Origin of the sequence: Ensifer sp. 2TAB8 (assembly GCF_052115125.1) — a bacterium.
Taxonomy (GTDB): Bacteria; Pseudomonadota; Alphaproteobacteria; order Rhizobiales; family Rhizobiaceae; genus Ensifer.
Genome location: NZ_JBFRGB010000010.1, coordinates 59,469 through 77,455, shown reverse-complemented (window position 1 = coordinate 77,455; position 17,987 = coordinate 59,469). Strand labels below are relative to the sequence as shown.

Here is a 17,987-nt window from a genome sequence, read left to right as displayed (position 1 = left end):
AGCGTGGCCGTCCGCGTCGCAAACAGTAAAGCGGACGCCACATTTCGCTGACACAGTTTAAACGCCGGGCCCAAAGAGGCCACCCGAAGTGTTGCGCAGGCATCGATGGAGATCGACGCCGGGATGCGACCGGCGCAACAAAAGACTTCCGGCCAAGAAGGGGAAACATATGGCATCCATCTGCAGTGTCTTGCCAGCTTTGCTTTGCAAGTTCCCTGCCATTGACGAGAGCACGATCCGCCTGGCACGCAAGACCGTCGACGACGGTTTCAAGGGCTTCGTCCGATCCTACGGCAACGCCATCGACACGGTGGTGCAACCGCTTCAATGGTTTCTGAACTATCTCGAAAGCCTGTTCGTCGGTTCGCCCTGGATCGTGATCCTGGCACTCATGATCGCGGTCGTCTATTTCGGCAGCCGCAACATCGCGATCACCATTGGAACAGCAATGTCGATGATTTTCATCGGCCTTGTCGGGCTTTGGAACGACACGATGATCACGCTTGCGATGGTCACCGTCTGCACGCTGATATCGATCCTGATCGGCATTCCGATCGGCATCCTGATGGCGCGCTCGGACCGGGTGCAGGCCTTCGTCAACCCGGCCCTCGACGTCATGCAGACGATGCCGAGTTTCGTCTATCTGATCCCCGTCGTCATGGTCTTCGGCATCGGCAAGGTGCCGGGGCTCATCGCCGTGGTCATCTATGCGGTGCCGCCGATGATCCGGCTCACCAATCTCGGCATTCGCCTCGTCGACAAGGAGGTGCTGGAAGCGGCCGACGCCTTTGGCTCATCCGGATGGCAGAAACTGAAGAACGTGCAGATGCCGCTGGCCCTGCCGACCATCATGGCCGGCATCAACCAGACGATCATGATGTCGCTGGCGATGGTGGTCGTGGCTTCGATGATCGGTGTCGGCGGCCTCGGCAAGAACGTGCTGCAGGCGATCGCCAACCAGTTCTTCACCGTCGGCTTCCTCAACGGCTTTGCCCTTGTCGGTATCGCCATCATTTTCGACCGTACCAGCCAGGCCTTCGGCAAGCGGCTGCAAAAGCACTCGGAGGTTATCCATGGCTAGTCACGCGATCGAGGTGAAGAACCTCTACAAGATCTTCGGCCCCCGCGGCGGCGACTTCGTCGACGCGGTCAAGAAAGGCCTGGGCAAGGCCGATCTCAACGAGAAGCACGGTCACGTGCTAGGCCTGCAGGATATCAACATCTCCATGCCGCCCGGCGGCGTCATGGTGGTCATGGGTCTCTCGGGCTCCGGCAAGTCGACGCTGATCCGCCACATCAACCGGCTGATCGACCCCACCGCGGGCGAAGTTCTCTATGACGGCGTCGACGTCTGCAAGATGAACGACAACGACCTTAGGGAATTCCGCCGCCACAAGACGGCGATGGTGTTCCAGAAGTTCGCGCTGCTGCCGCACCGCACCGTGCTCGACAACACGGTCTACGGCCTCGAAATCCAGGGCGTCGAACGCAAGGAGAGCGAAAAGCGCGCCCGCGGCTGGATCGAGCGCGTCGGCCTCAAGGGCTTCGAGAACCACTATCCGAACCAGCTTTCGGGCGGCATGCAGCAGCGCGTCGGCCTTGCCCGCGCACTCACCAACGATGCCGACATTCTCCTGATGGACGAAGCCTATTCGGCGCTCGATCCGCTGATCCGCGTCGACATGCAGACGGTGCTTCTCGACCTGCAGAAGGAACTGAAGAAGACGGTGGTGTTCATCACCCATGATCTCGACGAGGCGCTGCGCCTCGGCGACAAGATTGCGATCCTGCGCGATGGCCGCGTGGTGCAGCAGGGCACGGGCCAGGAAATCGTGCTGTCGCCGGCCGACGACTACATCACCGCCTTCGTCAAGGAAGTGAACCGCGGCCGGGTCATCAATGTCGAGACGATCATGCGGCCGCTTTCCGGCAATGCCGAGGGCGTACCGCTGGCGGCCGGGACGGTGCTGGAAGCAGCAGCCCGCAGCATGACCGCCGCCCGCGTTTCAAGCGCCCACGTGGTCGATGGCAACGGCCGCCCGATCGGCGCGCTCGATCTCTCGACGGTCATCGCCGCCATGGTCACACCGGTCAGTCATGAGGACCGTGCGGCGGCGTAAACTTCGATGGCATCAGGCTGGCGACGGCCCCTCATCCGCGCGGTGAGGGAAGCGCCCCTCATCCGCCTGCAGGCACCTTCTCCCCGTTTTGACGGGGAGAAGGGACAAGTGGCGATGCCACGTTTCCCGACTAGCAGTGCTATTTTGATGCTTGGAAGCAGCGTCCGGAACGCCAGCCAAGGGTCAGCGGTTGCCGCCGCCTTCGTCCCCACGCCCCGCTTGCGGGGAGAAGATTAGGGTGAGGGGCAAGCCTCGCACCAATGTGTTGAGAGATCAGTTCGTAGTGGTCGTCGACGTTGCAGCGGCGACCGGTTCGGCGGCGCTGGCAGCACTTGCGTCTTCCTTCGGCGGCAGGAACTTGTCGAGGAGCGAGATCATGTCGTCGTCGCGCGATTGCGCCGTCTTGCCGCCCATGACGACGGCGACCAGCCGCGTGCCGCCACGCTTGGCGGAGGTCACGAGATTGTAGCCGGAAGCGTCCGTATAACCGGTCTTGATGCCGTCGACGCCTTCGTAGCGCTTCATCACGCCGTTATGGCCGCGCAGCTTCATGCCGCGGAACTCGATCGTCTTGTTCGCGAAGAGCTGGAATTCCTCGGGAAAGTCGCGCATCAGCGCGAGGCCGAGCGTCGCCATGTCGCGCGCGGTCGTCACCTGCGCCGGATCCGGCAGACCGTTGGCATTCTTGAACACCGTACGGCTCATGCCGAGCGCCTGCGCCTTGCTGGTCATCATCTGGCCGAAGGCCGCTTCCGTTCCGGCCAGCTGCTCGCCGATGACGACGGCCGCATCGTTGGCCGAAAGCACGACCATGCCCATGACCGCCTCACGCACGGTGATCTGACGTCCGGCGCCGACGGCGAGCTTGAACGGTTCAAGACCGTTGGCGTGCTCCGAAACGGTGAGCTTCTGGTCCCACTTGAGCGTGCCGTTCTTCAGCGCCTCGAAAGCGAGATAGATGGTCATCATCTTCGTCAGCGACGCCGGATAGTTCAGCTCGTCGGCGTTGTCGGCTTCCAGGATCGAACCGGTCTCGGCGTTGACGACAAAATGTGCCTGTCCGGCGGCAGCAAAGGAGGCGCTGCCAAGCAGCAAGCTCACGGAGACCGCGGCAGACGCGACCATACGGATAAGGGACTGCATATCGTGTTTTCTCGTTTCGACGCTATCGAACGACCTCGGGACGAAAATCGTGATCGAATTATGGAAGACATACCGCTCTAAACGGCAGCGGCCGCGTTTTCCACGGCCGAGACACCCCCGCCTTTTTACGGGCAGGAAGCCCTTGCGGCAAGCACCTGCGGCAATCCGTCTGTAAATATCACACTTAAGGCGGACTGAGACGGCGATGCTTTGCCTCGGGCCGCCGCCTCCTACGCTTCACCTCGGTTTAACCTGATTGCGCCAAGGTGGCGATCACCGCCCGGCCCGGCCAGCCTCGATGCTGACGCCGAGGCGGGTCCACCAACGAAGGCGCCGCCCGGGACCGCGGCAATCTTGCTCCACCCGTTTCGGCAGGCCATGCACTCGAACACAGCCACGGCAAACCTATCTTCCGAGCGTCAGCGGGTGCCCGCTGCCTTCGATGCGGGCCTGGCGGAGCTCGTCAACGGCCTTGCCGCACTGCTCTCGGGCATCGGCCTGTTCCTGATCGTCTTCACCCTGATCCCGTTCCAGGGCGCGGTGGTGACCGATCCGAACGCCGCCAACGAAGGCAACATCATCAACCAGGTCGGCTACCTGGTGCTGGGTGCGATCTATCTCTTCGCCATGCTGCTCACGGTCGACAGGCGTATCCTGGCGCGGCTCGTCTCGCCAAGCTGGATCGCGATCTTCGCCATCGCCTATCTCTCCTGCCTGCAGTCCTACGATCCCGCGGCCTCCGCCCGCGGCCTGACGCTGAGCCTGATCGCCATGATCATGGTGGCGGGTGTGCTGGTGCTGCCGCGCAGCGAGCGCGATTTCGTCAATGCCGGCGCCAACGCCATCCTGCTCCTGATCCTGATCGACTATGCGGCACTCTTCGTGGCGCCGGATCGTGCCATCCATTCGGCCTTCGGCGACGAGCCCTGGCATGCCGGCTTCTGGCGCGGCCACCTGCTGCACAAGAACGTCTCGGCGCCGGTCTTCTCCATCCTCTGCATGTTCGGCATCTACTGCCTGCGCGCAGGTGCGCCGCTTCGCGGCTGGGCGATCACGCTGCTTGCAGCCAATTTCGTGCTGCACACCGGCTCGAAGACGACGATCGGCTTCCTGCCGATCGCGATCGGCCTTGTCCTTGCCGGTCGCGCGGTGCGCAGCCCCGGGCTGATGATCCTCGCCCACCTCGCCATGTCCGTGCTGGTCTTCGGCCTGACGCTCGGCACCATCTATTCCGACACGCTGCTTTCGATCACCAAGGCGCTGATCGACGACGCGACCTTCACCGGCCGCGACGACATCTGGAAATTCGCAAGCGCCAGCATCGCCGAGCGCCCCTGGTTCGGCCAGGGCTATGCGAGTTTCTGGCTCTCGCCCGTCATCATGGGCATGGAAGCGAATTTCGAGGCGAGCTGGGACGTGCGCGGCATCGTCACCGGTCATAACAGCTATCTCGACGCGGTGCTGATGTTCGGCCTGCCCGGCGGCATCCTCATGACCGCTTTGCTCTTCGTCAAACCGCTCTTCGACTATGCGCGGGCCTATCGCCGCCCGCAGGCGCGCATCTTCGCCGACTTCTGCGTCATGGTGGTGATCTTCATGACCTATAACGCCATGCTCGAGAGCTTCTTCCTCAACCGTGCCGACCCGATGTGGCTGCTGACGGCGCTCGCAGTCTTCGGCCTCGGGCTCGCCGGCCGCATGAGCATGCGCGCCGAACCGTCAGCCTCCCATCGCTGAACGCTTGCCAAGACATAAAGATATCTTTATATCTTGTTGCAATCCATTCTAGCCGGGAAAAACCGATGACCGCAGCATCCAATGCCCTTTCCGCTCTGCTCGCCGAAAAAGGCGTGCTTCTCGCCGATGGCGCCACCGGAACCTCGCTCTTCGCCATGGGCCTGGAGGCCGGCGAAGCGCCTGAGCTCTGGAACGAGACGAAGCCGGAGAACATCACCAAGCTGCACCAGGATTTCGTCGACGCCGGCGCCGACATCATCCTCACCAACACCTTCGGCGGCACCCGCCACCGCCTGAAACTGCACTACGCCCAGGATCGCGTGCACGAACTCAACAAGCGCGCCGCCGAGATCGCCCGCGCCGTCGCCGACAAGGCACCGCGCAAGGTCATCACCGCCGGCTCCGTCGGCCCGACCGGCGAGCTGCTGATCCCGCTGGGCGCGCTCTCCTATGAAGATGCGGTTGCCGCCTTCGTGGAGCAGATCGAAGGCCTGAAGGCCGGCGGCGCCGAAGTCGCCTGGATCGAGACCATGTCTTCGCCGGACGAAATCCGCGCTGCCGCGGAAGCCGCCGCCAAGGTGGGCCTGCCTTACGTCTATACCGGCTCCTTCGATACTGCCGGCAAGACGATGATGGGCCTGCACCCCAAGGATATCCACGGCGTTGCCAGCGACCTAGGCGACGGCCCGGTGGCCGTTGGCGCCAATTGCGGCGTCGGCGCTTCGGACATTCTCTCCTCGCTGCTTGACATGACTGAGGCCGCACCCGACGCGACCGTCATCGTCAAGGGCAATTGCGGTATTCCGGAATTCCGCGGCTCCGAGATCCACTATTCCGGCACGCCGCCGCTGATGGCCGAGTATGTGCGCCTTGCAGCCGATGCCGGCGCCAGGATCATCGGCGGTTGCTGCGGCACCACCTGCGGCCATCTCGCCGCCATGCGCGTGGCACTCGACGAGCACGTGCGCCGCGAACGCCCGACGCTGGACCTGATCATCGAGAAGATCGGCCCCTTGCGCAACAAGACCGCAAACGAAACGGCCGCAGCACCTGCCCGCGAGCGCCGCAGCCGCCGCGCCTGATCCGCACGACAAGGCAAACCACAGACGAACGCCCCGGTACATTTGATCCGGGGCGTTTGCTTTTCTGGATGGGTCGACGGCCTACGCCGCTAGAGATCGGCACTGCCGAAGAGCGGCAGGCGGCCGGTCTCACGCCATGAGAGGATGTCGCGCTCCGCCGCCTCGGTGAAGGCCCGGTAGAAGTCGAAGGCGCGTCCCATCTGGCGGGACCCTTGCGCGGAGAAATGCCCGAAGTCCTCGAAGAGCGAGACGCCCTTGTCCTCGACCTTGCAGCTATCGGCATCGCAGAGATAGTTCATGAAGCTCACGACCGGGTATTCGTCGGCGATATCGGCGACCACCTTCAAGACGTCCTGATCATACTTGTGCACGTCCTTCAGCGCCGGCTCGCAGCGCTGGTCCGGCTCGCCGAGGAGCCGCGCCCTGGCAACGCAGAGCCCCGTATCGCGACCATCATGCGGCGTCGGCGCCACGAAGACGGCCTCGAAGCCGTTGGCCTCCAGCCAGGCGAGTGTCGTGCGCAGGCCATCGCTGAGACGGTTGATTTCCGACGGCATTTCCTTGCGGCCATCGACCAGCACCGTCTCCGGCCGCAGGTATTGGCTGAGCTGCGAGGAGAGAATGACGTAGCGGATCGACCGGTTGGCGAGCAGAAAGCGGCGAACGTCGTCATTGTAGCGCGCGCAATCCTGCGGCCAGTTGCGACCGAGCCGGGGAACGACGGGCGCCAGGTTCAGCAACGGGCCGCAATTGTTCTTGGCAAGCTGCACCAGCCGCACATCCGGCTTGGAGGCGATGACGCCATCGACGAGGTGGCGGGCAAAGGAATCGCCCCAGACCGCGACTTCTGGCTTCTGGCTCGTGGCGCAGGTGAGATCGGCGACGGCATCGCACTTCTTGCCGAGCCCGACGCTCGGCTGCGTCAGTTGCGCAAGCTCGCGGTTCCGGGAAACCAGTCCGTCCGAACCATCGAAGCCGAAGCCGAGCGCGATCGCCGCCGATCCGGCGGCAAGCGTTGCGCCGAAGACCGCGCCGCGGCCGATGCGATTGGGTTTGCGGAAGGGCTTCTCGACAAAGTGCCAACTGAGATAGGCAAGCGCGAAGCATAGCGCGATCAGCAGCGCGTAGCCCTCGGCTGGGATATCGTCGATCGCCCTCAGCCGCGCGAAGGCGAAGACCGGCTGGTGCCAGAGGTAGAGGCTGTAGCTGATGAGGCCGATTGCGACGAGCGGCTTCAGCGACAGCAGCCGGCCGACTGTGGTGTCGCCGCGGGCAAAGGCAAGGATGAGCGCCGTACCGAGCACCACGGGCACCGTCGACCAGCCGGGATAGAAGGCTGATTCCGGCACGACAAGATAGCTACCGATGATTGCCGCAAGGCCGAGCCACGAGAACAGTTCGCGGCGGCCTCTTGGCAGATCGAGCCGATCGGCGCCCGCAAGCGTAAGGGCCGCACCGATGCCAAGTTCCCAGAAGCGGCTCGGCAGAAGGTAGAAATTCGCCGCCGGGTCGACGCGGGCCAGAAGCTGCGTCATGGCGAAACTCAAGGCGACGAGCGCCAGAACCACCTTCAGGGCGGTGGCCGCAGATGTACGGCGCAGCCCCAGGAGGAGCAGTGGAAAGATCAGATAGAACTGCTCTTCGACCGCCAGCGACCAGGTGTGCAGCAGCGGCATCAGGTCTGTGCTCGGCTCGAAATATCCCGTCTGATCCCAGAACAGGAAGTTCGAGGCGAAGAAGTTCACCGCATAGAGGCTCTTGCCGAAATTGTTGAGCTCCTCCGGCAGCATCCACATGACGGCAAAGGGGATCGACACCGCGCAAACGAGCAGAAGCGCAGGCGCAAGCCGCCGGGCTCGACGCTCGTAAAAGCGCACGATGCTGAAATTTCCGTCGCGGATTTCGCGATGAATGATCGAGGTGATCAGAAAACCGCTGATGACGAAGAAGACGTCGACACCGGCAAACCCGCCGGTCATGACGCCGAAACCGGCATGGAACAGGAGAACTGGGACCACGGCTAGCGCGCGCAGTCCATCAATTTCGGGTCTGTAATGCATCAGTGGGGAAATACTCGAAAGGCGGGGCGGTTCCGTTAACACGGCCTTACCGTTCGGGCCACGTACCGCCTGTCTATATCCACACCTGTGCAATTTCCGGGCAGCAAACGGGCCATACCGAGGCATCGGGGCCCGTCCTGCCGTGACGACCGTGATCCGACGGCTTCAAGCGAAGCGAGACCAAATGTGACCACGCCCAACATCGGTCGGCGTTGAAAGTGTCTCAGGTGGGGGTAGCGGCCCCGGTCAGATGCCTGCGCCAGGCATCGAGCCCGATCTCGATATCCTTGCGACCGAAACCGACGCGGAAGCGATCGGTCGCGACCGGCAGCAGATCGGACACGAAGAGGCTCGATGGCAAAAGCAGAACGCCAGCCTCTTCTACCAGCCGCCGGCAATGGGTCTCGACACCGTCGGCACCCAGGTAGCGGGCAAAGCCGACGCAGCCGCCATCCGGCGCCCGCCATTCATAGAGGTCGGGGAAATCCTGGAAGAAGGCGCCGAGCTTCTCGAGATTGGCGGAAACCAGTGCCCGGTTGCGATCAAGGATAACGGCACGCCCCTTGAGCGCGATCGTCGCCAGCACTTCCGACGGCCGCGAATTGCAGATCGACAGATAGTGCTTCATCTTCTCCATGCGCTCCAGCAGTGCGTGATCGCGGCAGGCGATCCAGCCGATCCGGAGGCCAGGAAGACCGTAGGCCTTGGACATGACATTGAGCGAGATGCCGCGTTCGAAGAGTTCTGCCGCCTGCGGCAGGCGCAGTGCCACGTCCCGCTCGAGGCCCCGATAGACCTCGTCGCTGAAGAGATGGATGCCGCGCTCCTCGCAGAGCTTGGCGAGCGCCGCGAAGGTTTCCTGGTCGGCGATGGCACCGGTCGGGTTGTTGGGGAAGTTGACGCAGATCAGCTTCGTGTTGGGCTTCAGCGCGGCGCGCACGTCGGCGATATCGAGCCGCCAGTTGTTCTCGGGGCGAAGCGGCACGCCGGTCACCGCGCCGGCGATCGTGACGGGCAAGGTTTCCATCGACTGGTAGTTCGGCACCGTCACGATCGCGTGGTCGTCCGGCCCGAGCAGCGCCAGCATGGCGCAATAGAGCCCCTCTTCCGCGCCGGCAAAGCAAAGGATGTCGGCAGCCGAAAGCCCCTCATAGGTGGCGGCGATCGCCGCCCGCAGCGCCGGTGCACCATAGGTCTCGGTATAACCGAGCGCGATGTTGTCCCAGGCGGTGCGATCCTCATCGTCGGCAAGCGCCAGAAGGTCGCGCATGCTTGTCGTCTGGCTGTCGCTCGCGGTCATATGGTGGCGGGCGCTGAACTCCCAGCGGGAGAAATGGGTTTCGAGCCGGAAATCGGGCAAGGTCGTCATGAAAGTCCTCCTCTCGCGGCTGAGGCGCACGCGAACGGTTATGGGGCTGGCAAGTCCGGAGACGCGCAAAGCGGTATCCGTCCGGCTTATGCGTGTTTCAGTCAGGGCGCCTCGCCGCGGGCCGCAGCGAGGTAATTGTAGATCGAGGCGCGCGAGGCGCCGATGAGGCCTGCGAGGTGATCGACGGCGTTGCGCGTCTGGAACAGCCCGCGTTCGTCGAGGGCTGCGACCAATGCCACGCGATCGCCGCGCTTCAGGGCCGCAAGCGCCAGCCCCCGCTCCTTCAGCCAGCCATGCAGCGTCGCGTTGATCTCCTCGCGCCAGTCGCGCGAAAACAGCGCCTGCGGCTTTGGCTGCTCGGCGCCTGCGAAGGCAGAAAGCAGCTTCACCGCCTGGTCGATCATCGACATGTCCAGATTGATGCAGAGGAGGCCGACCGCTTCGCCCGCCCCGTCGCGTAACACCGCCGATATGGACTTGAAGCGCCGACCGTCCGCGCCGGTCTTCTCGTAGGGGCCGAGCACCGCCTCGGCGCTGCCGAGGGCCGCGAACTCCTCCTCGATCAGCGAATCTTCGCCAACCGCGCGGCCGGAAAAACAGTTCCAGATTCCCGCGATCGTGCCGGCCTTGAGATCGTGCAGCACCACTTCACCATGCGGGTAAAGCAAAGCGCTGATCGCAGCCGCCGTGGGCGCATGCGTGGCGAGGATGGAGGCGAAGGCGGGTGCAATGGTCATGCGCCGCTTATCGTCAAAATTATACTTATTGTCAATATTGGACAAAATGTTTAGAAACAGCATATGCGCCGCCGCTTGCGCACCGATGGTCGCTGGCCTATCCCCGATGACAGGAAGATTCGTTGCGCACCTGTTCGCACCCGGTCACGGGACGAAAACATGCAGCAATTCAAGGTGCTACCGCGACCCATGTGCGTCTCGTTGAACGCGCGGCGCGGTCGCAAACGCAGACGGGAGACTTACATGAACGCCGGCCCAGCCTCCTTTCCCGACCGCGACACCGTCGCCGAAAAGTTCGGCGCCTTCGGCGAGGCCGACCAGTCCTTCCTGCGTCTGCTGATGGAAAATCCGGAGCAGGACGAGCGGCTGATGGATGGCCTCTACCGCCACCTCGACCTTGCCTCCGAGGCCAAGTTCCTCAACTCGCTGCGGCTGGAAAAGCTCGGCCAGTGGCTCGGCAGCGGAGCTCCGGCCCGCCTGCAGATGCGCCTGATGGAAGCCGGCCGCTCCAGCCAGCATGCCGCCTACCAGGCGTTCAAGGCAGGTCTTTCGAAATCCGGCGGCCTGGACCGCGCTTTTCCGAAGGCTTGAGCGTTCGAGTCGAAAGGCGGCGCGACAACGACCATCCCCTCTTCACCACGCGCCGGCACGAGCGTGGCGCAACGTTCGCGCCCGACGCCCCTCACTGTCCTGCCGGACATCTCTCCCCGCAGGTGGGGAGAGAGCCGCTGGGCGCACCCTCGGTTCAAACCTCAGCGTTCCTCCGGCGCAAACCTCAATGTTTCTATTGAACAATCACAGCCTGGACGAAGGTGTCGCCGCTTGCTTCCTTCTCCCCGCCTGCGGGGAGAAGGTGCCGGCAGACGGATGAGGGGCAAACGCCCTCACCGCGCCGATGAGCGCGTTACTCACTTCCCAGAACCACCAAGTCCCTTCGCCAGCCGCACCAGGTTGACGAACTCGGCGCGATAACCGAACGGGTCGGTGCCCTTGGCAGCGGATGCGAGATCGATCACCGAGTCATAGGAATAGTCGGCGAGTGCCGAGACAGCCGAAAGCTTCTGTCCGAAGGCGGCAACCGCGACGGAGAAGCGGACGTCCTCGGAGGCGTCGGCGAGCGCCGGTACGGCATTCGCCTCGGTCACCGGCGTGGTGATCAGCTCACTCTTGTCTCCATCCGGCTTCTTGTAGCGGATCTTCAGGAAGGCGAGTTCGCCGCTGTTTCCTGTTGCTTCAGCCGCCGGCTTCTCTGCCGTCGCATAGCGCAGGTCATCGTTCAGCACCGCCGGGCTGCCCTTCGGCGTCACCTCGTATATTGCCGTCACGCTGTGGCCGGAGCCGATGTCGCCGGCGTCCACCTTGTCGTTGTTGAAGTCCTCACGCTTCAGGGCGCGGGTCTCGTAGCCGATCAGCCGGTATTCGGCGATCGCGGCCGGGTTGAACTCCACCTGCAGCTTGACGTCCTTGGCAATCGGAAACAGCGAGGAACCCGCCTCCTCCACCAGCGTCTTCTGCGCCTCGGCCAGCGTATCGATATAGGCGGCCGTGCCGTTGCCGTTCTGGGCGATCGTCTGCATCAGCGCATCGTTGTAATTGCCGCGGCCAAAGCCGAGCACCGACAGGAAGATGCCGCTCTTGCGTTTGTCCTCGATCAGCCGCTTCAGGTCCTCGTCGCTCGACGGCCCGACATTGAAGTCACCATCCGTCGCCAGCATGATGCGGTTGACGCCGCCCTTGACGAAAGCCTTCTCGGCAAGCGCGTAAGCCGCATCGATGCCTTCGGCACCGGCAGTCGAGCCACCCGGCTGAAGCGTGTCGATCGCGCCAAGGATCGTTGCCTTGTCCTTGACCGCGGTCGGCTCCAGCACGGTACCGGCATCGCCGGCATAGGTGACGATCGAGACCGTATCCTCCGGCTTCAACTTCTCAACCAGTAGCCGGAAGGCACCCTTCAGGAGCGGCAGTTTGTCGGGCTCGTCCATTGAGCCGGAAACGTCGATCAGGAAGACGAGGTTCGCCTTTGGCGCTTCCGTCGGCACGACGTCGTAGCCCTTGATCGCCACATGCATCAGCCGCGTGCCGCCGTTCCAGGGCGTCGGCGTCAGCGTCACCGTCGCCTTGAACGGCGCGGCTGCGGTTTCAGGCCGCGGCCAGTCATAGGGGAAGTAGTTGACCATCTCCTCGACCCGCACGGCGTCGCGCTCCGGCATCTGCCCTTCCATCAGCGAGCGGCGAACGAAGGCGTAGGATGCCGTGTCGACATCGACCGAGAAGGTCGAGACCGGGTCGGTCGCAACGCTCTTCACCGGATTGCTCTCGGCCTTGCCGAAGCGCTCGCGGTTTTCCTGGGGTGCGGCGACCAGGTCCTCCTGAACCGTGGGTGCCGGCAGGTAGGTCATCTGCGGCTGCACGGCACCGACGGCAGAAAGCGGTGCGGCGCTGTCGCTCGCCATGCGGTTGGCAACCGCATCAGCTTCCGCGGACGCCGCAGCTTCGCGCTCGGCCTGTATGGCAGCCGGCGCCGCCGCGGTTTTTTCCTCCCGCTGGCGCGCAAACGCGTCTGCAGCCGCTTTCTTCGCGGCCGCCTGCGGTTCCGCCTCCCGCTTCGGCTGATCCTTCAGCGCGATCTCCTGCGCATGCTCGCCGAAGGGCGCACCGTCGCGCGTGAGTTCGAACGTCAGGAAGGCGGCGGCGGGCACGACCAGGAGTGTGGCAAGTGCCGATCCTGCAAGCAGTTTCCGGTTCATGATAGGGCTCCATATCCGGTTGAAGATGGAGCTTTGACGAACAGGCTGGGTCGATCCTTGGGTGGCATTCGAATTTTCTTCGGCCTCGTCGAAGGCCTGCATGGCCAAGGCAAGCGCCCGGGCGCGCGCTTCCGGCGAAGCCTTCGGCGGATTGATCCGGCCAAGCTTTTCGAAATCGTCGCTCATGGTCACACTGCCTCCTTGCCGAGCAATGTCTTCAGGCGCTTGCGCGCTTCATGCACATGCCAGGAAATCGTTGCCTCCGAACAGCCGAGCACGTCGGCCGCGGCCGCATGGCTCAAGCCTTCCGCATAAACGAGCAGCACCGCATCGCACTGCTTTTCCGGCAGCTCCCGGACTGCGGCCCAGAGCGCCTCGCGCTGTTCCTCGTCGGGATCCTCAAGGCGTGCTGCCGTCGACTGCTCGCTGGCATAGGCCTGCATGCGACTGTTATCGCGTACCTGCCGCCGCCTATGGTCGCGCGCGGCGTTCAGCGTCAGCGTATAAAGCCAGGTGCGAAACCGGCTGGTACCGCGAAAGCCGCGAATGGCTGCCCCCAGCCGCAGGCAGACATCCTGGGCGATGTCCTCCGCATCCGAAACATTGCCCGACCACCGCCAGGCGACGCCAAGGACAAAATCATAGTGTCGCTCGACCAGCTGGCCAAAAGCCTGCCGGTCTCCCCCTACCGCCTTTTCGACGAGTTCAGCGTCCAAATCCGTGCCCGCCCTCACCTCATTTGAACCTTAGACGTTGCAGGTCGACCATTCCTTGGGTGGAAGGGAAGATTTTTTTGGCGGGATGACAAAGAATGCGGCCGCATCCCGAGCCCAAGGAAGTCAGCGTGCAAATTTTCCGACGACAGCGATGATCGGTCCCATCGGAAACAGCCGGTCGTGGCGGTTGATCTCAGGCGCGTAGACGCTGGAAATCGTGCCGTCGAGGAAGAGCGCATTGGGGCAATCCAATGCGTCACGGAAGAGCGTCGCGAAATCGTGGAAGCGCACAGGACGCTTCGAGACGACGAAAACCACCTCGCCCTCGGCTGTCACGCCAACGCCGTTGCGGGTCTTGAAGCTCGTGCTGTCGGGCAGGAAGCGCGGATGCAGCTTGCCGTCGATGACCAGCATCGGCCCGGACTGTGTGGCAAAGCGTGGCGTCAGCCTGGCGTCGCGATAGGCGTCCGCCGCCATCACCCCGGCCTTGCCATCATCGACATAAAACACCCCGTTCGGCAGCAGGTGGAAGTTGCCCCAGCCGGTATTGGTGTTGAGCGGCGCCTGCTCGCGCCCCTCCTCGACATGTAAGCCGACCGGCGACAGATCGTCGTGATACATGCCGCCGTTCATGGCGAAGCTCATATACTCGTCGCGATGGCGCAGTTCGAGCGACAGCGCCCGGAAAGAGCGGAAGGGCACGCCCGCCTGGTCCTTGTTGTAGAGGCGGATATCGCTCGTCGCGGGATCAAAGCTGCAGGCGACATAGTCCTGGCCGAGATGGCTGACATCGCGGCAAGCGCCGAGCGCGGGCCCGGCAAGACCGGCCGAAAGAACGGCACCGACGAGAAAGGGTTTTGGAAATAGCGGCATGGCGAAAGGTCCAATCGAATCAGACGTCAAGCATGCCCGAGATTGCGGCGGTTCTGGCGCAGGGCCGCTGCGGCATCTCGCGCTTGCCGCTAACCGCCCGCAATCATCCCAAGAGCGATAACCAACCCATAACATCCGGCCGCGGCCGCCAGCCCGAAGATCACGCAAAGGCAGGCAAAGCCGCCGACGCCTGCGAGCACATAGGATTTGGGATCGCGATTGAGCACGTCCTGCGACAGTGACAGCAGCAGGCGCTTTTCTCTCAGCGTTGTCGCGAGTTTCACCGCGTGGCGCTTGGCTTCCTTCTGCACCTCGCTGAAATTGTTGCCGATCGCCAGGAAAGTGAGAAACAGGCCGAGAGCGCTGACGGTCAGCGCGAACTTCCTCAAGATGTCGATCGCATCGGGAAGGAAACCACCGGAAAGCACCGAACGGTCCACCAGCGCATCAAAGCCGGTGATACAGGCGGCAATGACGGCGGCATGGCCGGCGCCAATCGCCAGCAAGCGCTTGAAGGCTTCCTCGAGGATCTGGCTGTTTGCGGCGTGAATGCTGTCGAGACGAGAGATCTGCGCTTCCACCTCCTCGCGCGACAGGTGCGGAGGATAGTTACTCACGGATACGACTGGGCTGCCTCTCATACGATGGACTCCAACGCCACGCCGTCCAGATCGGTGTAAATTCGATAATATTATCTTTCCAAGACATCTCCAATTTTAGTCATTTTGGAGATTTCCACCATCTTTGCGAGCGGCGCAACGAACCGGAATGCTGAAACCACCATGATCTTGGGGCTGGCAATCGCAAATCATAAAGGTGATCGATTCTCGTGGGTTAGTGCGACGAGGGCGGAAGACCGAGGGCACGTCGTCCCGCTCCAGCACTTTGAGCATAGAGCATCTCACTTGAGACCATCGCACTAGAGGCTGAGTGCCGCCATGTGGAAGCGGAGCTGTCCTTCGGGGTAGCGATAGCCGGCACCGACGGGACAGGCATTGCGCGAAAGACAGCCGGACGAGAGGCAACCCGCCCTGCCCGCTTCGCCGCGGAGATGGCCACGACAGAGGCCGACATCGAAACGCTCGTCAGTGAGTGCGCTGCCCGGACAGGCGGCGATGCAGGGCTTGGCCGTGCAGCGGTCGCAAGGGTGCCCCGCCGCGCGCTCGCCGGTCTCCGGAAGTGGCCTGTCGAAAGCCAACGCACCGCGATAGCCATGCCAGAGCCCGTAGCGCGGATGGATGAGGATGCCCAGTGGCGACGCCCCCAGGCCCTCCGCCCGCATCGCCCATTGCTGAAAGGGCTGCCAGGGCGGATCGGATGGGAAATAGGCGGTGGCATCGCAGGCAGCGGCGATCGGCTGGATCACCGCCTTTGACCAGGTGTCGAGCGGATCGGCACCGCCACGATCCGGCAATCCAGCCCGCCAGCGGCTGAAGGGTCGCCAGAGCGAGCCGCCGATATTGCCGATCAGCACCACGCTTGCGGCACGCCGGCCGTCGGCCAAAAGCGGAGCGGCCACAGTCGAAGAGAAGTTCACCGTTCCGCGCAAAAAAAGTCCGTGCGGCTGAAGTGCCGCACGGACCGTCTCGATAATCTTGTCCGCTGTCGCGGAGGGTACCGTCATTTCGGTTTCGGCCCCTGATGTTCGTAATGCGGGCGCCAGACCTCTTTCTGGATCATATCGGCCACCTGCGCCGCGCCGCCTTGCTCCCTGGCTCGCTCGGGACCCTTTCAGGTGAAAGCGTCCGGCATCGAGTCCTTGCGGCTGGCGATGAACGCCTTCAGCTTTTCGTCGATTTCGGGATCGAGGTAAGGCGCCTCATAGTGTTCCAGCCAGCTGCGGCAGAGCGCATTGGCGCGCTGCTCGATGCGCTTTTCGCCTTCCACTTCCCACTGCTCGAAGGAATTGTTGTCGGCGAGCGGCGAACGGTAGAACGCGGTCTGGAAGTTCGCCTGGGTATGGGCGCAACCAAGATAGTGGCTGCCCGGACCGACTTCGCGGATCGCGTCGAGCGCCTGGGCGTTTTCCGAGAGGTCGACGCCTTCGGCCATCTTCTGCATCATGCCGAGCTGGTCCTGGTCGATCATGAACTTCTCGTAGGACGAGATCAGACCGCCTTCGAGCCAGCCGGCCGCATGCAGCACGAAGTTGGTGCCGGCCAGGAGCGTCATGTTCAGCGTGTTGGCCGATTCGTGGGCGGCCTGCGCGTCCGGAACCTTGGAGCCGCAGAGCGAACCACCGGTACGGAAGGGCAGCTTGAGGCGACGTGCGAGCTGGGCAGCACCGTAGGAGACCAGCGACGGCTCCGGCGTGCCGAAGGTCGGCGCGCCCGACTGCATCGAGATCGAGGCGGCAAAGGTGCCGAACAGCACCGGCGCGCCCTTGCGGATAAGCTGGGTGAACGAGGCACCGGCGAGAACTTCGGCGAGAATCTGCGTGAGCGTGCCGGCCACCGTCACCGGGCTCATGGCGCCGGACAGGATGAATGGCGAAAGTACGCAGGCCTGGTTATGGCGGGCATAGACCTTGAGCGCACCCACCATGGTCTCGTCGAAGACCATCGGCGAGTTGGCGTTGATGAGGTTGAGCGTGACGCAGTTGTTTTCGACGAAGTCGTCGCCGAAGACGATCTTCGCCATGGCGATCGTGTCTTCCGCCCGTTCCGGCGCCGTGACCGAGCCCATGAAGGGTTTGTCGGAATACTTGATATGGCTGTAGACCATATCAAGGTGACGCTTGTTGACGGGGATATCGACCGGCTCACAGACCGTGCCGCCGGACGAATGCATCGACGGCGCCATATAGGCGAGCTTCACGAAATTGCGGAAATCCTCGATCGTCGCGTAGCGACGAACGCCTTCGAGGTCGCGCACGAAGGGCGGGCCGTAAACCGGGGCGAAGATTGTCGCCTTGCCACCGACCTGGGCGCTGCGTTCCGGGTTGCGCGCATGCCAGGTGAATTCGGATGGAGCGGTCTTCAGGAGTTCGCGGCAGAGACCCTTGGGGAAATGCACGCGCTGGCCGCGCACGTCGGCGCCGGCCTGCTTCCAGAGTTCGAGCGCCTCGGCATCATCACGGAACTCGATGCCGATTTCCTCCAGGATCGTATCGGCATTGCGCTCGATGAGCTGCAAGCCTTCCTCGTCCAGAACCTCGTATTCGCGAATCTTGCGCTGGATGTAGGGCAGAGACGGTCCCGGACCGCCGCCGGTGCGCGACGCACGCCGCGCCGCCGCTCCCCGCCCCTCACCACGCGCGCGGCGGCCGCCGCCTTCACCCTGATCTGTCACGTCGCTCATTCGCTTTTCCTCTCCCGCGCATCACTTTTTGCGCCTTCAAGCATCAATTGGTCCTAATGCTACCAAGCATCGGGGGCCTTGCGGGTCTCAATGCGCCAAGGAG

15 protein-coding genes are annotated in these 17,987 nt (G+C 63.4%); 5 read left to right on the top strand and 10 right to left on the bottom strand.

The genetic code is table 11. The features are described 5' to 3' along the window. The first annotated feature begins 169 nt into the window (after positions 1 to 169). A complete protein-coding gene (locus AB4Z53_RS17815; protein WP_113539323.1) occupies positions 170 to 1,081 on the top strand; it encodes an ABC transporter permease in 912 nt (303 codons plus the stop codon). Then, a complete protein-coding gene (locus tag AB4Z53_RS17810; RefSeq protein WP_441596841.1) occupies positions 1,074 to 2,120 on the top strand; it encodes a quaternary amine ABC transporter ATP-binding protein in 1,047 nt (348 codons plus the stop codon). Before AB4Z53_RS17815 ends, AB4Z53_RS17810 begins: the two co-directional genes overlap by 8 nt. A 273-nt stretch (positions 2,121 to 2,393) precedes the next feature. Here the strand turns inward: AB4Z53_RS17810 and AB4Z53_RS17805 are convergent, their stop codons facing one another. Continuing rightward, positions 2,394 to 3,263: a D-alanyl-D-alanine carboxypeptidase family protein gene (locus tag AB4Z53_RS17805; protein ID WP_223727644.1), complete on the bottom strand. Its 870-nt coding sequence runs from the start codon at positions 3,261 to 3,263 to the stop codon at positions 2,394 to 2,396. Positions 3,264 to 3,641: 378 nt separating this feature from the next. Between AB4Z53_RS17805 and AB4Z53_RS17800 the strand changes: the two genes are divergently transcribed. Both AB4Z53_RS17800 and bmt read left to right on the top strand, forming a co-directional pair. Further along, positions 3,642 to 5,000, top strand: a complete 1,359-nt coding sequence (locus AB4Z53_RS17800; RefSeq protein WP_441596838.1) for an O-antigen ligase family protein — start codon at positions 3,642 to 3,644, stop codon at positions 4,998 to 5,000. A 65-nt stretch (positions 5,001 to 5,065) separates the two neighbouring features. Continuing rightward, positions 5,066 to 6,082: a betaine--homocysteine S-methyltransferase gene (gene bmt / locus AB4Z53_RS17795; RefSeq protein WP_113539319.1), complete on the top strand. Its 1,017-nt coding sequence runs from the start codon at positions 5,066 to 5,068 to the stop codon at positions 6,080 to 6,082. 89 nt (positions 6,083 to 6,171) lie between these two features. Here the strand turns inward: bmt and AB4Z53_RS17790 are convergent, their stop codons facing one another. The 3 genes from AB4Z53_RS17790 to AB4Z53_RS17780 form a co-directional block, all read right to left on the bottom strand. Next, a complete protein-coding gene (locus AB4Z53_RS17790; protein WP_441596836.1) occupies positions 6,172 to 8,142 on the bottom strand; it encodes an acyltransferase family protein in 1,971 nt (656 codons plus the stop codon). Between the two features lie 223 nt (positions 8,143 to 8,365). Next, positions 8,366 to 9,511, bottom strand: a complete 1,146-nt coding sequence (locus tag AB4Z53_RS17785) for an aminotransferase class I/II-fold pyridoxal phosphate-dependent enzyme (protein ID WP_441596834.1) — start codon at positions 9,509 to 9,511, stop codon at positions 8,366 to 8,368. A 101-nt stretch (positions 9,512 to 9,612) separates the two neighbouring features. Then, entirely contained in the window at positions 9,613 to 10,248 is a 636-nt protein-coding gene (locus AB4Z53_RS17780; protein WP_113539316.1) for a PAS domain-containing protein, read from the bottom strand. A gap of 243 nt (positions 10,249 to 10,491) precedes the next feature. Between AB4Z53_RS17780 and AB4Z53_RS17775 the strand changes: the two genes are divergently transcribed. Next, positions 10,492 to 10,839 (top strand): hypothetical protein, encoded by a 348-nt coding sequence (locus AB4Z53_RS17775; protein WP_441596831.1) that lies wholly within the window; start codon positions 10,492 to 10,494, stop codon positions 10,837 to 10,839. Between the two features lie 317 nt (positions 10,840 to 11,156). On the opposite strand, the gene AB4Z53_RS17770 is transcribed toward AB4Z53_RS17775, so the two are convergent. The 6 genes from AB4Z53_RS17770 to AB4Z53_RS17745 all read right to left on the bottom strand — a co-directional run bounded on the left by AB4Z53_RS17770 (position 11,157) and on the right by AB4Z53_RS17745 (position 17,884). Further along, a complete protein-coding gene (locus AB4Z53_RS17770; RefSeq protein WP_441596829.1) occupies positions 11,157 to 13,181 on the bottom strand; it encodes a vWA domain-containing protein in 2,025 nt (674 codons plus the stop codon). A 2-nt stretch (positions 13,182 to 13,183) separates the two neighbouring features. Then, positions 13,184 to 13,711: an RNA polymerase sigma factor gene (locus AB4Z53_RS17765; RefSeq protein WP_113539314.1), complete on the bottom strand. Its 528-nt coding sequence runs from the start codon at positions 13,709 to 13,711 to the stop codon at positions 13,184 to 13,186. A 123-nt stretch (positions 13,712 to 13,834) separates the two neighbouring features. Next, positions 13,835 to 14,584, bottom strand: a complete 750-nt coding sequence (locus tag AB4Z53_RS17760; RefSeq protein WP_441596827.1) for a phosphodiester glycosidase family protein — start codon at positions 14,582 to 14,584, stop codon at positions 13,835 to 13,837. Positions 14,585 to 14,673: 89 nt separating this feature from the next. Next, positions 14,674 to 15,225, bottom strand: a complete 552-nt coding sequence (locus AB4Z53_RS17755; protein ID WP_441596825.1) for a hypothetical protein — start codon at positions 15,223 to 15,225, stop codon at positions 14,674 to 14,676. A 278-nt stretch (positions 15,226 to 15,503) separates the two neighbouring features. Continuing rightward, positions 15,504 to 16,208, bottom strand: a complete 705-nt coding sequence (locus AB4Z53_RS17750) for a ferredoxin (protein WP_441596823.1) — start codon at positions 16,206 to 16,208, stop codon at positions 15,504 to 15,506. 107 nt (positions 16,209 to 16,315) lie between these two features. Further along, the gene (locus tag AB4Z53_RS17745; RefSeq protein ID WP_113539310.1) at positions 16,316 to 17,884 is read right to left on the bottom strand and encodes a trimethylamine methyltransferase family protein; all 1,569 of its coding nucleotides are present in this window, start codon (positions 17,882 to 17,884) and stop codon (positions 16,316 to 16,318) included. Positions 17,885 to 17,987: the final 103 nt, after the last annotated feature.